The organism is Planctomicrobium mucosum (genome assembly GCF_051466335.1).
Classification (GTDB): Bacteria; Planctomycetota; Planctomycetia; order Planctomycetales; family Planctomycetaceae; genus Planctomicrobium.
In genome coordinates, this window is record NZ_CP195793.1 from 3,373,397 (window position 1) to 3,388,371 (window position 14,975).

Consider the following 14,975-nt stretch of genomic DNA (forward strand, 5'->3'; position numbering starts at 1 on the left):
CGCTGTTGCCCCCTCAAACGTATGCAGGATGATTGAAAGCACCCACGTCGGCCTCGCATCGCCGGCTCGAAGAGTCGTACGGCCAACAAAAAACCTCGCAGCAACGGGGCAGCGAGGTTGATCACGAACCGAGTGAATGCCGCTAACGGATTCGCTTCATCCGGTCAAACTGCGGATAGAACGGGAACGTATAGCGAGGATAGTCCTTCACCTTGACCGCACGAACCTCCTGCTGACCATGACGCTGCGCTGGGACCCGTTCGAGTTCCTTGTGATAGGTAATCGGGAAACCTCGTCCTCCGTTCAGGAATGGAATTGCATGTGGCCAGTAAATCCAGAACGCTTTCCCGACGAGGTAGTCTCCCGGTACAACTTCGTGACCGGTATCCCACATGCGGCTGTCGTTACTTTGCGGGCTGTTATCCCCGAATGCCAGATATTCATCATTGCCGGTATTGAGAGTGCGTGACCCCAACTGAGACGCATGCTGGGTATAGAACTCACCCCAGGCTGCTGGTTCAAAAACGGTTCTCGCCAGTTCGAACTCCAAGTAATCGAATGTCCCAGAGGGATTGGCGACTCGGTAATAAATGTCCCGTTCGATCAGCAAATGCGAAACTTTGGCGGAGATCCCTTTCGCTGCGATTCCAACAGGAGACAGGTCATGATCCGTTGGAAGCGTATTTCCAGTTGCCCCCGGTGAAGGGAGCTCAGCCCCCTCCTTAAAATCAATCAAACGTTGATTCACCCAAAGGCAAAGGCGGTCGTCGACATTCGCGAATGCGAGTTGATAGGTCCCAGCCCCCTTAATCGGTGCCTTCGCCCGCGCCAATTCAATGACACGACGATTCATCTGCGAGTTGACTTCTTCGAGAATCGCCTCGCCAGTCTTGGGCAGAAGTCGACAACGGAAAAACGAAGTCCCCTCACAAAGTTCAAGCATGAGTTCGCCATCCTCCTGAACGGACTCGATCTTGACTTCAACATTCAGAGTCAGATCAGGAACCCAGTACGGGCCGATGTCCACAGACCGTGCGCCGTGTATTTGTCCCATTCGAGAGCCGATGAACGCGTTGTAACCGCAGAAGTCACCGACTAACCGAGCACGTGGCCGTAGTGCCTCGCCACTGATCGCAGCGGCCCAGTCGGCTGACGTCGGGAAGAAATGCTGATAGCGCAACCATGCGAGCGAATTGCTCTCTTCGGTCGAAATGGAGTAAGTACGATTCTTGGGATCAGCCTTCCATCCAGACGAAGTTGACGTCCATCCTGGGACAAGGCCATCGTCCCCTTCGACGACCGGCATCCAGCGTTCCGGCCATCCAGCTGCAACTAAGTCGGCGGGGAATTCATCATCGTTGTAAACCGGTATCTGCAGGCGTCGTTGCTTTTCTGGCGGCTTACGCAAAATTCGTTCGTTGGTCCCCTCGACGGAATACAGGTTTCCGTTGCGAATACGCAGCGTCTCGTTCGGCAGCCCAACAAGTCTCTTGATGTAGTTGGTTTTGGGCTCAGATGGGTACTTGAAGACGAAGACGTCCCAACGTTTCGGATCTGAAAATTCGTAAGGGAATTTATTGACGAGAATTCGATCGCCGTTGTAGGCCAGCTCATCTCGAATCTGTCGGTTTTCGAATCCGCAGTTCTGGCAGACTGCAGCCTCTAGACGAGAGTTCGAATGAAGTAGGCCGGTTTCGGTATTCAGCTCATGGCTCGCCCCGACAACGATGCGATGCCCGCATGAAGTGCATGTCGTTTCTTTGTGACGCCCGTAAAGAGTCGGTGCCATCGACCCGGTGGGGATCACAAACGCTTCAGCGAGAAATGTGCGAAAGAGGAATGCGAGAATGAACGCAAAGAGAATCGACTCAATGGTATCGCGAGTGCTTTCGCGAGGTTTTTGAGTCGCCCCCGCTTTCTCTTGCGACTTAGCCCCTGGCACCGGACGAACATCTTCCTTGGGAGAAGCGATCGCTTTTTCTTCTGATTGGGACATTGATCTCAATTTCTATCAGTTTCAAGGTGATTCAACACCCTGGATGTACTCTCAAACTGCAAGCGTTCACTTTGCCAATTTCGGCCTGTCGTCTACTAATCGGAGACGGCATTTGACCGATCAGAAGAATCGCATCATAGATTCTCTTGGTCAAACTCCCAAGTTCACAACCCATGAAGACGGAAACTCCCGATGACTGGCTCTTGATGATCACTCAATTGGGTTCCATCCCCTTCTCTCAAGAGTCGTTCAAACCTTCCAGAGTTCCGCAAATTCCACGGAATCCGCTGTTATTTGTTCTCGTCCACCCTTGTTTTCATTATTCTGGGGGAACGCGAGCCAGTCCCATTAAAATGCGACTTTCCGGCAGCGACAAACCAAGACTTTGTACAGATTTTGCCAACCATGACACAGCCGCACTCCCGAAGGGAGGGGCACAGCGCCCACGCAGTGTGATTCCCAGACAAGGCCACCAGAGGCCTTTAGGCCATCGACATGGAAATTTCTCCCGGATTGCATGCCCGCCTGCAGGGGACAACCTCGACGCTGGATCAATCTGGCGACTGGCCTGCGGAACAATTGGCATGGATCAATGACGAAGGAATTTCAAAATGGGCCATCCCCGCAGCCTACGGTGGAATGGAACTCACTCAAACCAAGCTGATCGAGGGTTACGAATCTCTTTCAGCGGCGTGCATGACGACCGCCTTTATCATGACTCAGCGAAACGGCGCCTGTCAGCGAATTGCGTCCTCTCCGAATGAAGAATTGAAACGCCGCCTTCTTCCTGATTTAGCTCAGGGAACCACGTTCGCGACGGTTGGAATATCACATCTCACCACGTCACAACAACACCTGCGCACACCAGCGGTACAAGTGAAGTTCGACGGGGACAATCTGATTCTCAACGGCGGTATCCCCTGGGTCACAGGAGCGGCTTATGCCGAGCACATCGTCACAGGCGGAACCTGCCCTGATGGAGAGCAGGTCCTGATTGCCCTCCCGACCAACATCCCCGGAGTTCAAGTTCAGCCTCACTCACAGCTGATGGCTTTTACCGAGTCTCACACCGCCAGAGTTGCGTTGAATCATGTTGTCCTCAGTCGAAGCCATCTCATCGCTGGCCCGACATCAGATATTATGACCAAAGGAGTCGGTGGCGGAACGGGCTCCCAGACCACCTCAGCCCTCGCGCTTGGTCTCACTCGGTCATCGCTGCATCTCATTCGGGAACAGGCAACAACTCGCACCGAATTCCAGGAAATTGCCTCCGCCTTTGAACACGAATTCGAAGAAATCCGAGGTCAACTCTACGCATCACTGTCGTTCCCATCAACGAGCGTTGACATTGACTCTTCCCCTTGGTCCGCTGCTCAAATCCGCCAGCGGGCCAACTCTCTGGCTCTTCGAGTCACACAGGCAAGCCTCGCGATTACCAAGGGCGCCGGGTACGTTCGTGGGCATCCAGCGGAGTTGGCAGTACGGCAAGCGATGTTCTTTTTGGTCTGGTCTTGCCCGCAGCATGTTGTACAAGAGTTTCTGAAAGAATCGGCGTTCAGGAAAGTTTGATGCAAAACGTCAAAACCATTGATTTTCGTAGATCATTCTTCTTGCAATGTCGTTATGAGTTACGATTCAACTGATGCGAAGTTTCCCGGGAAATCGACTCACGTGCGAGTCGCCGGCTGAGCAGCGAATTGACAGAACACGTTCAACAGGATGTACGACTCCCATGCGTATTTTGATGGCCAGTTCCGAAGCGGTTCCATATGCAAAAACGGGTGGACTTGCCGACGTCGCTACCGGGCTCAGCAAGGCGCTGTCAGATACCGGACATGATGTCACACTCGTGCTTCCGCTCTATCGCCGGATCATCCCCGAATCCCGACGCGGTGAGCCAGTAGCGATTGTTGGAGTTGAACTTCATAACTCGACCATTCGAGCCACAATTCGTCGGACCATTCTTCCCGGGACAAACGTGGAGGTTCTGCTCGTCGATCAACCGACATTTTTTGATCGCAAGCAACTCTACACCGAAGGGGGAAGCGACTACCCCGACAACGCAGAGCGATTCATTTTCTTCAGCCGCGCAGTCGTTGAAATCTCGCAGACCCTTGTTCGCCCTCACATCATTCACACCAACGACTGGCAAACCGCCCTCATTCCGGCCATCATCCGGCATGAGCGTCGAACAGAAGGAAAATTCACGAACACCGGGACGATCCTGACCATCCACAACATGGCCTTTCATGGTCAATTTCCCGCCTGGCAGATGGAACTCACCGGGATCCCAAATGCCGATTCCAACTGGCAGGAGATGGAATTCAACAACCATCTCAACCTGTTGAAAACGGGGATCGTCACGACTGACATCATCACGACGGTCAGCCCGACATACGCTGCAGAAATCTGTCGCCCGGAATTCGGATGCGGAATGGACCAACTGCTTCGGGAACGGCAAGAAACTCTCGTCGGAATCCTCAACGGGGTCGACACGAAAGAATGGAATCCAGAGATCGACACCAATCTCGCTGCCCAGTTTTCTGCTGAGACATTTCTGGTTGGCAAACCGAAGTGCAAAGCAGCCCTGCAGGCTGAAATGAAACTTGATGTTCGCCCGAACGCGATGTTGTTCGGAATGGTCTCCCGGTTGACGGATCAAAAAGGGCTCGACCTGATCGCGCAAAAAGCAGACGAGTTGCTGCAGGCGGACGTACAGATTGCCGTCCTGGGAACAGGTGACAAAGGATTTGAAAATTACCTGCTCTCACTCCAGCAGCGCTACCCCGGGAAGGTCGCCGTCAAAATTGGCTTCAACGAAGGTCTGGCACACCGCATCGAAGCGGGTTCAGATGCTTACCTGATGCCAAGCCGATTCGAACCTTGCGGACTGAATCAGCAGTACAGCCTCATATACGGCACGATTCCAATTGTTCATTCTGTCGGTGGACTTGCCGATTCCGTGATCGATGCCACGCCGGAACATGTCGACCAAAAGATTGCCAACGGCTTCAAATTCTACAACTACGATTCAGAAGCTTACATTCAGGCTGTCTGGCGAGCAGTTGGAACCTACACGCACTACCGCGATCAGTGGAATCAACTCGTTAAAAACGGGATGAGCCGCGATCTTTCGTGGAATCAAAGCGCCAATGAATACATCAAGGCTTACCAACGTGCGATAGAAATCGCTGGTCGCAGCACAAACTGATATTCAATTTTCTCCCGGAGTTGATTTGAATAATCAAATCTAGGGTGATCGAACCGGCCTCTGGTTCCAGCACTTAGTATCACTTCAGAAGATTGGGTCCTCATCCCATGCAGCCTGTTTCGCTCTCATTGTTCTGGCATCAACATCAGCCGTACTACCCAGACGATCTCACTGGGGAAACGCTGATGCCCTGGGTGCGGCTCCATTCGACCAAAGACTACATCGGAATGGCGCTCCATATTCAGGAAGTCCCTGAGTTTCGATGCAGCATCAACCTGGTTCCAAGTCTTCTCAAGCAAATTCAACGCTACGTTCAAGGTGGGAGTGACAAACACCTCGACATTTCGCGACTCGCTGCAGATTCTCTTTCAGAAACCGATGCCATCTACTTGCTCGACCATTTTTTTATGGCCAACGAATGGACGATGGTTCGTCCATATCCGCGCTACCATGAGCTTCACCAAAAGCGGGCTCATGGGCGTGACAACGTGGAAGATGCCCTCGCCAGATTCACCGTACAGGATCTTCGAGATTTGCAGGTCTGGAACAATCTGACCTGGATTCACGATCTCGTATTCGAACGAGATGCCGAGCTTCGCGAGTTTCGGGATAAGGGAAAGAACTACACGGAGAAAGAGAAATCATGGCTATTGAAAAAGCAGCTTGAGCTCGTTGCCGAGGTGATCCCCATTCACCGCAAGCTCTCCGAAGGGGGTCAGGTCGAACTGACGACGACGCCGTTCTACCATCCGATTCTGCCGCTTCTCTGGGATAAGAAGTGTGCCCGGGAAGCGATGCCGGGTGCTCCACTTCCTAAGTACACCGCCAGCTACAAAGAAGATGCGATCACGCAAATCCAGAAGGCGGTGGCGTATCACCAAGAACTCTTTGGCTCCGCCCCTCGCGGAATGTGGCCGTCAGAAGGTTCAGTCTCCCAAGACATTCTCGGTTCAATCGCGTCGTCGGGGATCGAATGGATCGCCACAGACGAACAGATTTTAATGCACTCCACAGATGGCTTTGTCCATCGCGATGGGAATGGACTCGTCAATCGTCCCGACATGCTCTATCGCCCTTGGCGCGTGGAACAGGATGGGAAAGGTCTCGGAATCATCTTCCGTGATCATGGATTGAGCGATCTGATTGGATTCCATTACCAGCGAAACGATCCTCGCTGGGCAGCGAACGACCTGCTTGCAAAAGTAAAAGAGATCGGACGTTCGATTGCGTCCAGCTCAGAGCAACCCGCTTTTGTCCCGATCATCCTCGATGGAGAGAACTGCTGGGAATACTACCCGGATGGAGGAGTGGCGTTCTTAAGAAACCTGTATCGCTCAGCCGTGCAGGACAAAGAAATCAATCCAGTGCGGGTTTCCGATCATCTCGTAAAGCACCCGCCAGCACACAAAATCAGCCGGCTTTTCGCGGGAAGCTGGATCAATCACGACTTTTACATCTGGATCGGACATCAGGACGATCGAGACGCGTGGGATCTCGTGCACATCACACGCGAATTCCTGGTCAAAGCGGAGAAGACCGGGAAGTTCGAATCGACACTCATCTCGAAAGCGTGGGACGAGTTGATGATCGCCGAAGGGAGCGACTGGTTCTGGTGGTACGGAGACGACCATAACTCCGCACAGGATGCACTGTTTGATGAGCTTTTCCGCAGACACCTCCGCAATGTCTATTCGCTACTCGGTGAGGCGCCCCCTTCAGATCTGCTCAAGCCGGTCACGCGTACGGAACGCCGTCACATCCACAGCAGCCCAAGATCGTTCCTGAATGTGAAGGTCGATGGCCGCAAGTCGTACTTTGAGTGGTTGAATGCCGGACATTATGTCGCGGGGAGTGAACGAGGAACGATGACGATGGTCAGCGAGACCGTTGTCAAAGATCTGTACTTTGGATTCGACACTCGCAACCTCTTGCTGCGGTTGGACGGAGCAACGACGGCCGTCAACGATTTCAGGGACTATGACGAGATCCGCTTCAAGTTCGTCGAACCGTATGGAACGGAGATTCGTGCGAAGTTCCAGGAAAAAACCGTTCAGACCCCGAAGGTGAGCATTGACGACAAGCCATTAGCCGAGTCAAGTGGAGCCTATGCGTACGATCGAGTCTTTGAACTTTCCGTCCCCTGGAAAGACTTGGGAGTAACCATCGGTCAACGACTACACGTCGCCGCCGAGTTGATGAAAGGTGGAGAAGTCATCGAACGGACTCCGAGCGAAGGGACCATCGACATGACCGTCCCCTCTGCCGACTTTGAAATGCATATGTGGCAGGCGTAGAGTTCGCTGCTCTGTGAGAAATCGCAAAGAGCGTTTGCAATCATTGGAATTGCAAACGCTCTTTGTTTTTCGATTGAGTGCTCGGGCCGTTCGCCTGCAATCACGTGTCAGCGGTCGAAGCGAAATCCAATTCTTTTCTTCAACTCGCAGGCTGGGGGCCTGGAGCGCCTCTCACAAGAGTGTGGCGTTCCGGCGGCGAGAAACGCAGCGTTTGAACGAGTGTTCGCCGCCACATCCCCCTGAGACAGGGTCTAGAGAACACCCTTTGAAGAGGGGATTCCGGTCTGGCGGGGATCAACAGTGATGGCAACTCGCAGGGCCCGGGCTGTCGCTTTGAATATCGCTTCAGAAATATGGTGGCTGTTGTGCCCGTGGTGATGCACAACGTGCAAGTTCATCAAAGCGTTAGCTGCAACTGCCTGCCAGAAGACTTCCACCAATTGTGAGTCAAACTCTCCGATCTTCTCGGTCGGGAATTTGAAGTTATCGACAAACCAGTAGCGTCCGCTGAGATCGAGAGCAGAAGTGACAAGCGTGTCTTCCATCGGGAGAGTCATGCTCCCGTAGCGGTTGATACCAGCCTTGTCTCCGACTGCCTGTCGAATGGCCTGCCCCAGACAAATGCCTGTGTCTTCCACTGTGTGGTGCTGATCAACTTCGAGGTCGCCGACCGCTTTGATCTTCAGATCGAAGAGGCCATGTTTTGCGAACAGTGTCAGCATATGGTTGAAAAAGCCGACTCCGGTATCGATTTCAGAGACTCCGGTCCCATCAAGGTTGATAGAAAGGGAGATTTTTGTTTCGCCGGTTGTGCGATCAATGGAGGCTGTACGAGGCATGGCTGCTTGATGTTGATGAAGTGTTGTGTCTGAGGAAGGCCCAATAATCATGTCAATGAAGCTGATCAGCTGATCCTAATTCTGCATCGAATCAGATCGAATTACAGAATTTCACGCAGGGCGGCGAGAAATGTATCGATTTGCGGATCGGTTCCGACGGTAATTCGCAATCCATCAATCAAACCTTCAGGATTTTCTGGGGTTGGATCGACCGCCTGAGGGAATTTCATGTAGCGGACAAGGATTTGACGAGCCTTGAGAGCTTCGTAGATCTCAGCGTGTGATCGCGTCGGGTGCGTCGACCACACAAAATTTGCCTGACTTGGAACAATCGAAAAGCCGAGTTGAACCAATTCGTTCTGCAATCGGGTACGAGTCGCGATGATCTTGGCACGGTTGGCCAACATCCAGTCCTGGTCGCGAATTGCCGCTTCCGCAGCAGCGAGTGAAAGCGCATCACAGTTATAGCTGTCTTTGACTTTTCGCATCCCCGCGACCAGATCAGGATGTGCGATCGCAAATCCGAATCGCAGTCCAGCCAGACTGTAAGACTTGCTGAAGGTTCTGGTGACGATGATCTGCTTACCGGCTTCGCTCTTGAGTAGACCCAGCTGATCCGGCTCATCAGCGAAATCACCGTAGGCTTCATCGAGAACGAGGACACCGTCTGCTGGGATCAACGATTTGAGAGTCTCATCATCCCAACGATTTCCGGATGGAGAGTTCGGATTCGGGAGGAAGAGCAGTTTCGCCTGGCTGAGCAACGCTCGGTTGCGAGGTAGATTCCAGCTCCAGTCGGAGTTCAAGGCGAGTCGTGCATGTCGGCTTCCCTGAATCTCCGCGAGCGTTTCGTAAAGAATGTAGCTCGGGTACGGATATGCGATCAGGTCGTTTTTGTCCGCGAACGATCGAACAAGAATTGTCAGGTTTTCATCACTCCCATTCGCAGGGAAGATCCACTCGGGTTCGACTCCCAGTACCTCGGCAGCAGCCTTGCAGAACGAGCGCCCCAGTGGATCCGGGTAGACGTGCAGCCTGTCTTTCGCAACGCGAGTGATTGCCTCAACGACATCGGGAGACGGCGGATATGGATTTTCGTTGGTGTTCAGCTTCACCCAGCCAGCAGTCTGGGGTTGTTCACCAGGGACATAACCATGCAGTTTTTCAATATTCGGACGAAACAGTGTCATGCTGGGAATTCACTATAAACAATGGCGAATCGGTTCGATTCCCCGGACGCGCGAAGTCAATGTCAGGTTGAGACGTCGTTGAACGCTCCCATCAATGCAAGTGCACAAATGCGCCAGAAGCCAATATCTGGACCCATCGTTCTCACTGGATGTTCGCGATCGTGGGAGGTTCAATTGAGCAGATTGTGGCAGGTCATGGATTCTGGAACCAGCCATCTTGGGGTGAGCGGCTTGAAATCGCTGTAAACCCCGATGGATTGCATGTTTGACACTAATATCATCAACTCGTCTCCGTCCGCCGAACAGAAACGCAACTTGAAAATCACACTGCCGAATGTCTGTGTGGTCGATGGGCCGTGATTTCCGGCGATCAGTAGAAGAAGTAGCACGAAGCGAGGAGAGTCGGTATTTCTCTGCGTCGCGCCGCGACATCGTCAAGGTCCCTGCCCGAAACATTGAGACTGCGTTGAATTGAGAAATGAATGGCCATCTATTTTGACTTTGAAGTGACCGTCGTTCCTGCAGATATCGATGGACTGGGACACGCCAACAACACCGTTTACTTTCGATGGATGCAGGATGCTGCCGTTGCTCATTCGTCGCTGCAACGATGGCCAACCGAACGCTATGAGTTGCACGGATGGGCCTGGTTTGTGAGGTCGCATCACATTGAATACCGACGGCCAGCACTGTTGGGGAATGTCCTGCGAATTCGAACGTGGGTCAGTGAAATGACAAAGTTCACCTCTCGCCGAAAATTCGAATTTTTCTGTGGGAATCAGTTGATCGCTCGTGCGGAAACGTACTGGGCGTTCGTCGACACGCGATCTGGTCGGCTGCAGGCCATTCCGAATGAAGTCTCAAGTTCGTTCGAACTTCCCGCAGAGAATGGGGGCAGAGCGAACGCCGACGAAGCGCGTACCGCACCGTCAGACGATGGCACAGCGATGTGATTGGAACCTCAACTTTTACAGGTGGTAGCCGATCACGATGGGCACAAAGCGAATTGATGGTTTCTTCACCGAGAGTGCCTGCAGCCACCGATAATCCGTTCCCGGAGGCGGTTGGCCATTCCCCCATTTTGCGGTGAGAGCGAGTTCTCGCTTCACGCAGATGCACATGGTATCGATATCACCCGCGTGGAACTGCCCATCCCACCGGCGTGGAAGCGTGACCATTCCATGGGCCTTTCGAAACCGGTGCTGAGTTTGTACGACACCGATATCGTGGTCCCAAGCGGTTGCGACGAGCGCGGAAATCGCGTGTGGGTGATACAGATTGTCATCATCCCAGAAGCAGACGTATTTGCCGCGCGCTGCATGTATTCCCGCGTCTTTGGCGTACGCTCCAGCGTCTCCTCGATGAGAATCTAACTGAACAAAACTCGCTCCCCACTGCTTCGAGACTTGTGCCGCCACAGCGTCCGGTCCATCAGAAACAACGATGTGTTCGCAGCGGAGATTGCTGTGACACTGCGTGCGAAACTGCTCAAGAGTCCGAGCGAGTTGGGACGGGCGTTGATGAGTCGCTGTGATAACGCTGAGATGCATGCTGAGTCTCCTGTTGAATTCAGAAGACTTCGTTCTGTTGCGCGATCAATGAAAAACGGCCGCTTCAGATTCTGAAGCGACCGTTTCAATTTGATGTCATCAGCGGTTCCGCTCCCCTTGCGAGAGGAACTATCGAACCGCTCGCAGGTTTGCAGAGTCGTCAACCTCGACCGCTTTCGGACCGATCAGAGCGACAAGCTCTTCGCGTGACACAATCTCACGTTCGAGCAACGCATCTGAAATCTGATCGAGCTTCAGGCGATTCTCGTCCAAAAGGTGCATTGCCTGTTCCTGAGCTGCACGCAGGATTTTCTGCATTTCTTCGTCGATGACAAAGGCAGTCTGCTCGCTGTACTTGCGGGTTTCGTGCATCTCCTTGCCAAGGAATGGATGTTCTTCTTCATCACGAAATGCGACAGGTCCAATTCGATCGCTCATTCCCCATGCCCCGACCATGCGGCGGGCAATCTGAGAAGCGCGTTTAAGATCGCTTTCAGCACCTGCGGAATACTCATCAAAAACAAGTTTCTCTGCAGCACGACCGCCGAGTGTCATTGCGAGTTGTTGACGCAGCCGGCTTTCGCCCATGTGCATCCGCTCTTCTTCGGGCAACAGCTGAGTCACCCCTAGAGCACGACCGCGAGGAACGATGGTGACCTTGTGAACAGGATCGACTTCAGGCAGCAGCCATGCGATCAATGCATGTCCCGCCTCGTGGTACGCCGTCATACGACGCTCTTTGAGATTCATCACTTCTTCGCGAGGTACACCCATCAGAATCTTATCGCGAGCGTTTTCGAAGTCTCGCAAATTCACTTCTGATTTCCCTTCGCGGGCAGCAAACAGAGCAGCTTCATTGACCAGATTTCGCAGGTCTGCTCCGGAGAATCCGATCGTGCTATTCGCGATCTCGTCGAGATTGACATCAGCTCCCAGCGGCACTTTGCGAACGTGAACCTTCAGAATCCCCAGGCGACCTGCTCGACTTGGACGGTCAATCGCAACGTGTCGATCGAAACGTCCCGGACGGAGTAACGCAGGGTCGAGAACGTCTGGCCGGTTCGTCGCAGCGATGACGATCACAGCTTCGTTGGACTGGAATCCATCCATTTCGCTGAGGATCTGGTTCAGTGTCTGCTCGCGTTCATCGTGACCACCACCGACGCCCGCTCCACGAACACGACCGACAGCGTCGATCTCGTCGATGAACAGAATACAGGGGGCATTTTCCTTCGCGGTCCGGAACATATCGCGGACGCGACTTGCCCCAACCCCAACGAACATCTGAATGAATTCAGAACCGTTGATTGAGTAAAACGGAACTCCAGCTTCCCCGGCGACCGCTCTGGAGAGCAGTGTTTTTCCTGTTCCCGGAGGCCCCGACAGTAGAACCCCTTTCGGAATTTCAGCCCCGAGCTTCCGGAACTTTTCTGGCTCTTTGAGGAAGTCGACCACTTCCTCAAGTTCCCGCTTCGCGTGTTCCATTCCAGCGACATCCTGGAATGTTGTGTTCTGCTCTGAAGGGCGAAAACGCTTTGCCTGACTTTTGACGAAGCTGCCGAACATTCCGGAGTTCATCGGATCCGAAGATCGTCTCATCGCGAAAATGAAGAAGAGTGCAAGCAATCCTAGCGGCAAGAGATAAATGAGCGCCTGGAGAAAGACCATGCGGACATCATCATGGGCAGCCTTGTACTTGACTCCCTCATCGTCCAAAAGGCGAGTGAGATAGGCCCCTTCGAGTGTCGGAACGTCGGTCGTGAACTGATCGGAAAACTTCGGCTGTTCCAGTTTCAACGCCGGTTTGGCGGATTCCTCTCCATCTTTGGATGGAGCCAGAGCCGCCTTGTAGGAGTGCCAAGCTGTTTCCGCAGCTTTAACGTCTACCCAAGTCCCTTGCACAGAAAGAGGATAGAGCGTCGCTGACTTGACGTTCTTCGCTTTTACCTGATCCAGAAAGAAGGCGTAATCAATCGAAGTCCGATTGGCGGACATCAACCATTGGACCCCCAGTATCGCCAGAACAATGGCGATCATGACGGTGATCATATAGGGGAATCCACCCTTTGGAGCAGCCTTTTCCTGTCCTGCTTCCTCAGAGTCGGTCTTCTTGGGCTTCGGAGCTTCCGTCATTCACTCACTCTTTATGAATCGCTGTATTCGGATGCTCGTGTCGAGCACGAGTCTCGCATTCTATCGAAGGAACGCTACACGACTACACCACTTCTGACAATTACAACACAATAAACTTACAGAGTTTGGTGTCTGGATGGAACAAACTCACTGTTATTTGTCGGTGCCACCTTGAATGAGGGATGTTTAAGGCTCCAAACAGTGCTGCGCAACTGCATCTTGTTGATTTGAAAAGGTTTCAAATTTCGAAGCAAGGTGATTTCTATGCAGTTGATGACGCTGAATGAGCGGATTGAGAACTGGAATTCGGACCTTTCCGTCGACCAGACGAGACGACTTGTTGAAAACATCGCCATTGCAGGGCAATCTTCTCGCAATGGGTACGCTTACGCAGAAGATGCATTGGAGCAAGCAGTTGCGTTGTATGACGGAAAACCGGTCTTTTTAGATCACGCGGTGAGTCGGCAGCGACCGCTGGAACGGAGCACTCGCGATCTGGTTGGCTCGGTCGTGAATCCCCGATTTGAAAACGGGCGAATCCGAGGTGATATTCAGGTTCTTGACACTGAGAGTGGACGAACGTTTCTACGTCTTGTCGAGGCGGAAGTGCCCGGTGTGGGGATGTCGCACGTGGTTCTGGCAGAACGGTCGCAAGATGGAACACAGGTTGTGCGAATCGCACAGGTTTACTCTGTCGACGCTGTGATTAACCCTGCGACCACCACGACCTTCTCCGAGTCAATTTCACCCGGCGAAGTGGATGCCGTTCGCAATGAACGGGACAATCTGATTCTGGAAGTCGCCCATCTTCGAAACCGACTCGCCATCGCATCCAATGCGGAAGATGTCCGAAAATTGGTGACTCAGTCGGGACTCGCCCCGGAAGCGGTGAGTGATTGCTTTTTCGAACAACTTCTTTCTACCCCACATCTGGAACTCCGACGAAAGCTGATCGAAGACAGAAAGCAGCTTTGGTCGCGGCGTCTCTCGCACAAGGACGAACGTCTCGCCGAGAGCCACACACGCCTCCGGGTTGCCCCGACGAATGCCGACGCTGACGATTTTCTTCGCGTTCTGAAACGCGCAGCGTGATCTGGCCATCCTCCTCGTGATGTTTCCAAGCTTTTCACTGCTCCACCATTCTGGTGGGGTCTCCCTTCCCCTTGAGAAAAGAGACTTAAATGAACAAATTGCGATTTCGATCTGGTCAGGTTCATCTGCGTAAGGTCCGTGTGGCAGCCGACACCGTGATCGAAGCGGGCGATCTGGTTTGGTTGGACACTTCCAGCGCCAAGCCGGCGGCCGCGTTCACCTGGACGACGAATCTGGCCACGACACAGGGAAACTTTGCCGAAAAGTTTCTTGGAGTCGCTCACCAACCGAGCGCAGTGGGAGAGACCGCGCCGATTTCGGTCGATGTCAGTTCGGAAAGTGTCTATGAATTCGACGTCGCCTCTGCCAGCTACGAACTTGGCACGACCTTGGGTCCTGACGAAGGCTCCAGTAAGCTTCAAAACAAACAGCTGAAGGCGAGTGCTGCCGCTGCATCCATTGCTCGGGCTGCCGAGTTCACGACCAGCGCTGCGACGACTCTTCGCGTGACGTTCGCTTCTGCGTACACCACCGCGACAGCCAACGTGAATGCACAAATCGGATAGTCCAGCGTATTTCGTGCGAGTCGGACGTCACCGCGGGATGCATGACCGCGACAGAAGGTAATTCGCCCGTGTTCTCTTCAGTGCCTGAATGGGAACTGGGCGAG

Annotated in this window: 11 protein-coding genes; 6 read left to right on the forward strand and 5 right to left on the reverse strand. The window is 53.3% G+C overall.

What is annotated here, in order from left to right:
* Positions 1-142: 142 nt before the first annotated feature.
* Positions 143-1,996 (reverse strand): signal peptidase I, encoded by a 1,854-nt coding sequence (gene lepB, locus SH668x_RS13425; protein ID WP_437185574.1) that lies wholly within the window; start codon positions 1,994-1,996, stop codon positions 143-145.
* Between the two features lie 495 nt (positions 1,997-2,491).
* On the opposite strand from lepB, the gene SH668x_RS13430 reads away from it, so the two are divergent.
* The 3 genes from SH668x_RS13430 to SH668x_RS13440 all read left to right on the forward strand — a co-directional run bounded on the left by SH668x_RS13430 (position 2,492) and on the right by SH668x_RS13440 (position 7,501).
* Positions 2,492-3,565 (forward strand): acyl-CoA dehydrogenase family protein, encoded by a 1,074-nt coding sequence (locus SH668x_RS13430; protein WP_437185575.1) that lies wholly within the window; start codon positions 2,492-2,494, stop codon positions 3,563-3,565.
* 163 nt (positions 3,566-3,728) lie between these two features.
* On the forward strand, positions 3,729-5,207 hold the full coding sequence (gene glgA / locus SH668x_RS13435; RefSeq protein ID WP_437185576.1) for a glycogen synthase GlgA: 1,479 nt from the start codon (positions 3,729-3,731) through the stop codon (positions 5,205-5,207).
* Positions 5,208-5,314: 107 nt separating this feature from the next.
* Positions 5,315-7,501: an alpha-amylase/alpha-mannosidase gene (locus tag SH668x_RS13440; RefSeq protein ID WP_437185577.1), complete on the forward strand. Its 2,187-nt coding sequence runs from the start codon at positions 5,315-5,317 to the stop codon at positions 7,499-7,501.
* 251 nt (positions 7,502-7,752) lie between these two features.
* On the opposite strand, the gene hisB is transcribed toward SH668x_RS13440, so the two are convergent.
* Together hisB and hisC are read right to left on the reverse strand one after the other, a co-directional pair.
* Positions 7,753-8,340, reverse strand: a complete 588-nt coding sequence (gene hisB / locus SH668x_RS13445) for an imidazoleglycerol-phosphate dehydratase HisB (protein WP_437185578.1) — start codon at positions 8,338-8,340, stop codon at positions 7,753-7,755.
* 101 nt (positions 8,341-8,441) lie between these two features.
* Entirely contained in the window at positions 8,442-9,530 is a 1,089-nt protein-coding gene (gene hisC / locus SH668x_RS13450) for a histidinol-phosphate transaminase (protein ID WP_437185579.1), read from the reverse strand.
* 482 nt (positions 9,531-10,012) lie between these two features.
* Between hisC and SH668x_RS13455 the strand changes: the two genes are divergently transcribed.
* Positions 10,013-10,483, forward strand: a complete 471-nt coding sequence (locus SH668x_RS13455; RefSeq protein WP_437185580.1) for an acyl-CoA thioesterase — start codon at positions 10,013-10,015, stop codon at positions 10,481-10,483.
* 15 nt (positions 10,484-10,498) lie between these two features.
* Here the strand turns inward: SH668x_RS13455 and SH668x_RS13460 are convergent, their stop codons facing one another.
* Together SH668x_RS13460 and ftsH are read right to left on the reverse strand one after the other, a co-directional pair.
* Positions 10,499-11,080, reverse strand: coding sequence for a glycosyltransferase family 2 protein (locus SH668x_RS13460; protein WP_437185581.1), 582 nt, complete (start codon positions 11,078-11,080; stop codon positions 10,499-10,501).
* Between the two features lie 129 nt (positions 11,081-11,209).
* A complete protein-coding gene (gene ftsH / locus SH668x_RS13465) occupies positions 11,210-13,213 on the reverse strand; it encodes an ATP-dependent zinc metalloprotease FtsH (protein ID WP_437185582.1) in 2,004 nt (667 codons plus the stop codon).
* Between the two features lie 264 nt (positions 13,214-13,477).
* Between ftsH and SH668x_RS13470 the strand changes: the two genes are divergently transcribed.
* Entirely contained in the window at positions 13,478-14,305 is an 828-nt protein-coding gene (locus tag SH668x_RS13470; protein ID WP_437185583.1) for a hypothetical protein, read from the forward strand.
* Positions 14,306-14,394: 89 nt separating this feature from the next.
* Positions 14,395-14,871 (forward strand): hypothetical protein, encoded by a 477-nt coding sequence (locus SH668x_RS13475; RefSeq protein ID WP_437185584.1) that lies wholly within the window; start codon positions 14,395-14,397, stop codon positions 14,869-14,871.
* The last annotated feature ends 104 nt before the right edge of the window (positions 14,872-14,975 follow it).

Excerpts from the sequence above, each read along its gene's own strand:
- lepB (WP_437185574.1), bottom strand. The coding sequence starts at position 1,996 with ATGTCCCAATCAGAAGAAAAAGCGATCGCTTCTCCCAAGGAAGATGTT.
- SH668x_RS13430 (WP_437185575.1), top strand. The coding sequence starts at position 2,492 with ATGGAAATTTCTCCCGGATTGCATGCCCGCCTGCAGGGGACAACCTCG.
- glgA (WP_437185576.1), top strand. The coding sequence starts at position 3,729 with ATGCGTATTTTGATGGCCAGTTCCGAAGCGGTTCCATATGCAAAAACG.
- SH668x_RS13440 (WP_437185577.1), top strand. The coding sequence starts at position 5,315 with ATGCAGCCTGTTTCGCTCTCATTGTTCTGGCATCAACATCAGCCGTAC.
- hisB (WP_437185578.1), bottom strand. The coding sequence starts at position 8,340 with ATGCCTCGTACAGCCTCCATTGATCGCACAACCGGCGAAACAAAAATC.
- hisC (WP_437185579.1), bottom strand. The coding sequence starts at position 9,530 with ATGACACTGTTTCGTCCGAATATTGAAAAACTGCATGGTTATGTCCCT.
- SH668x_RS13455 (WP_437185580.1), top strand. The coding sequence starts at position 10,013 with ATGGCCATCTATTTTGACTTTGAAGTGACCGTCGTTCCTGCAGATATC.
- SH668x_RS13460 (WP_437185581.1), bottom strand. The coding sequence starts at position 11,080 with ATGCATCTCAGCGTTATCACAGCGACTCATCAACGCCCGTCCCAACTC.
- ftsH (WP_437185582.1), bottom strand. The coding sequence starts at position 13,213 with ATGACGGAAGCTCCGAAGCCCAAGAAGACCGACTCTGAGGAAGCAGGA.
- SH668x_RS13470 (WP_437185583.1), top strand. The coding sequence starts at position 13,478 with ATGCAGTTGATGACGCTGAATGAGCGGATTGAGAACTGGAATTCGGAC.
- SH668x_RS13475 (WP_437185584.1), top strand. The coding sequence starts at position 14,395 with ATGAACAAATTGCGATTTCGATCTGGTCAGGTTCATCTGCGTAAGGTC.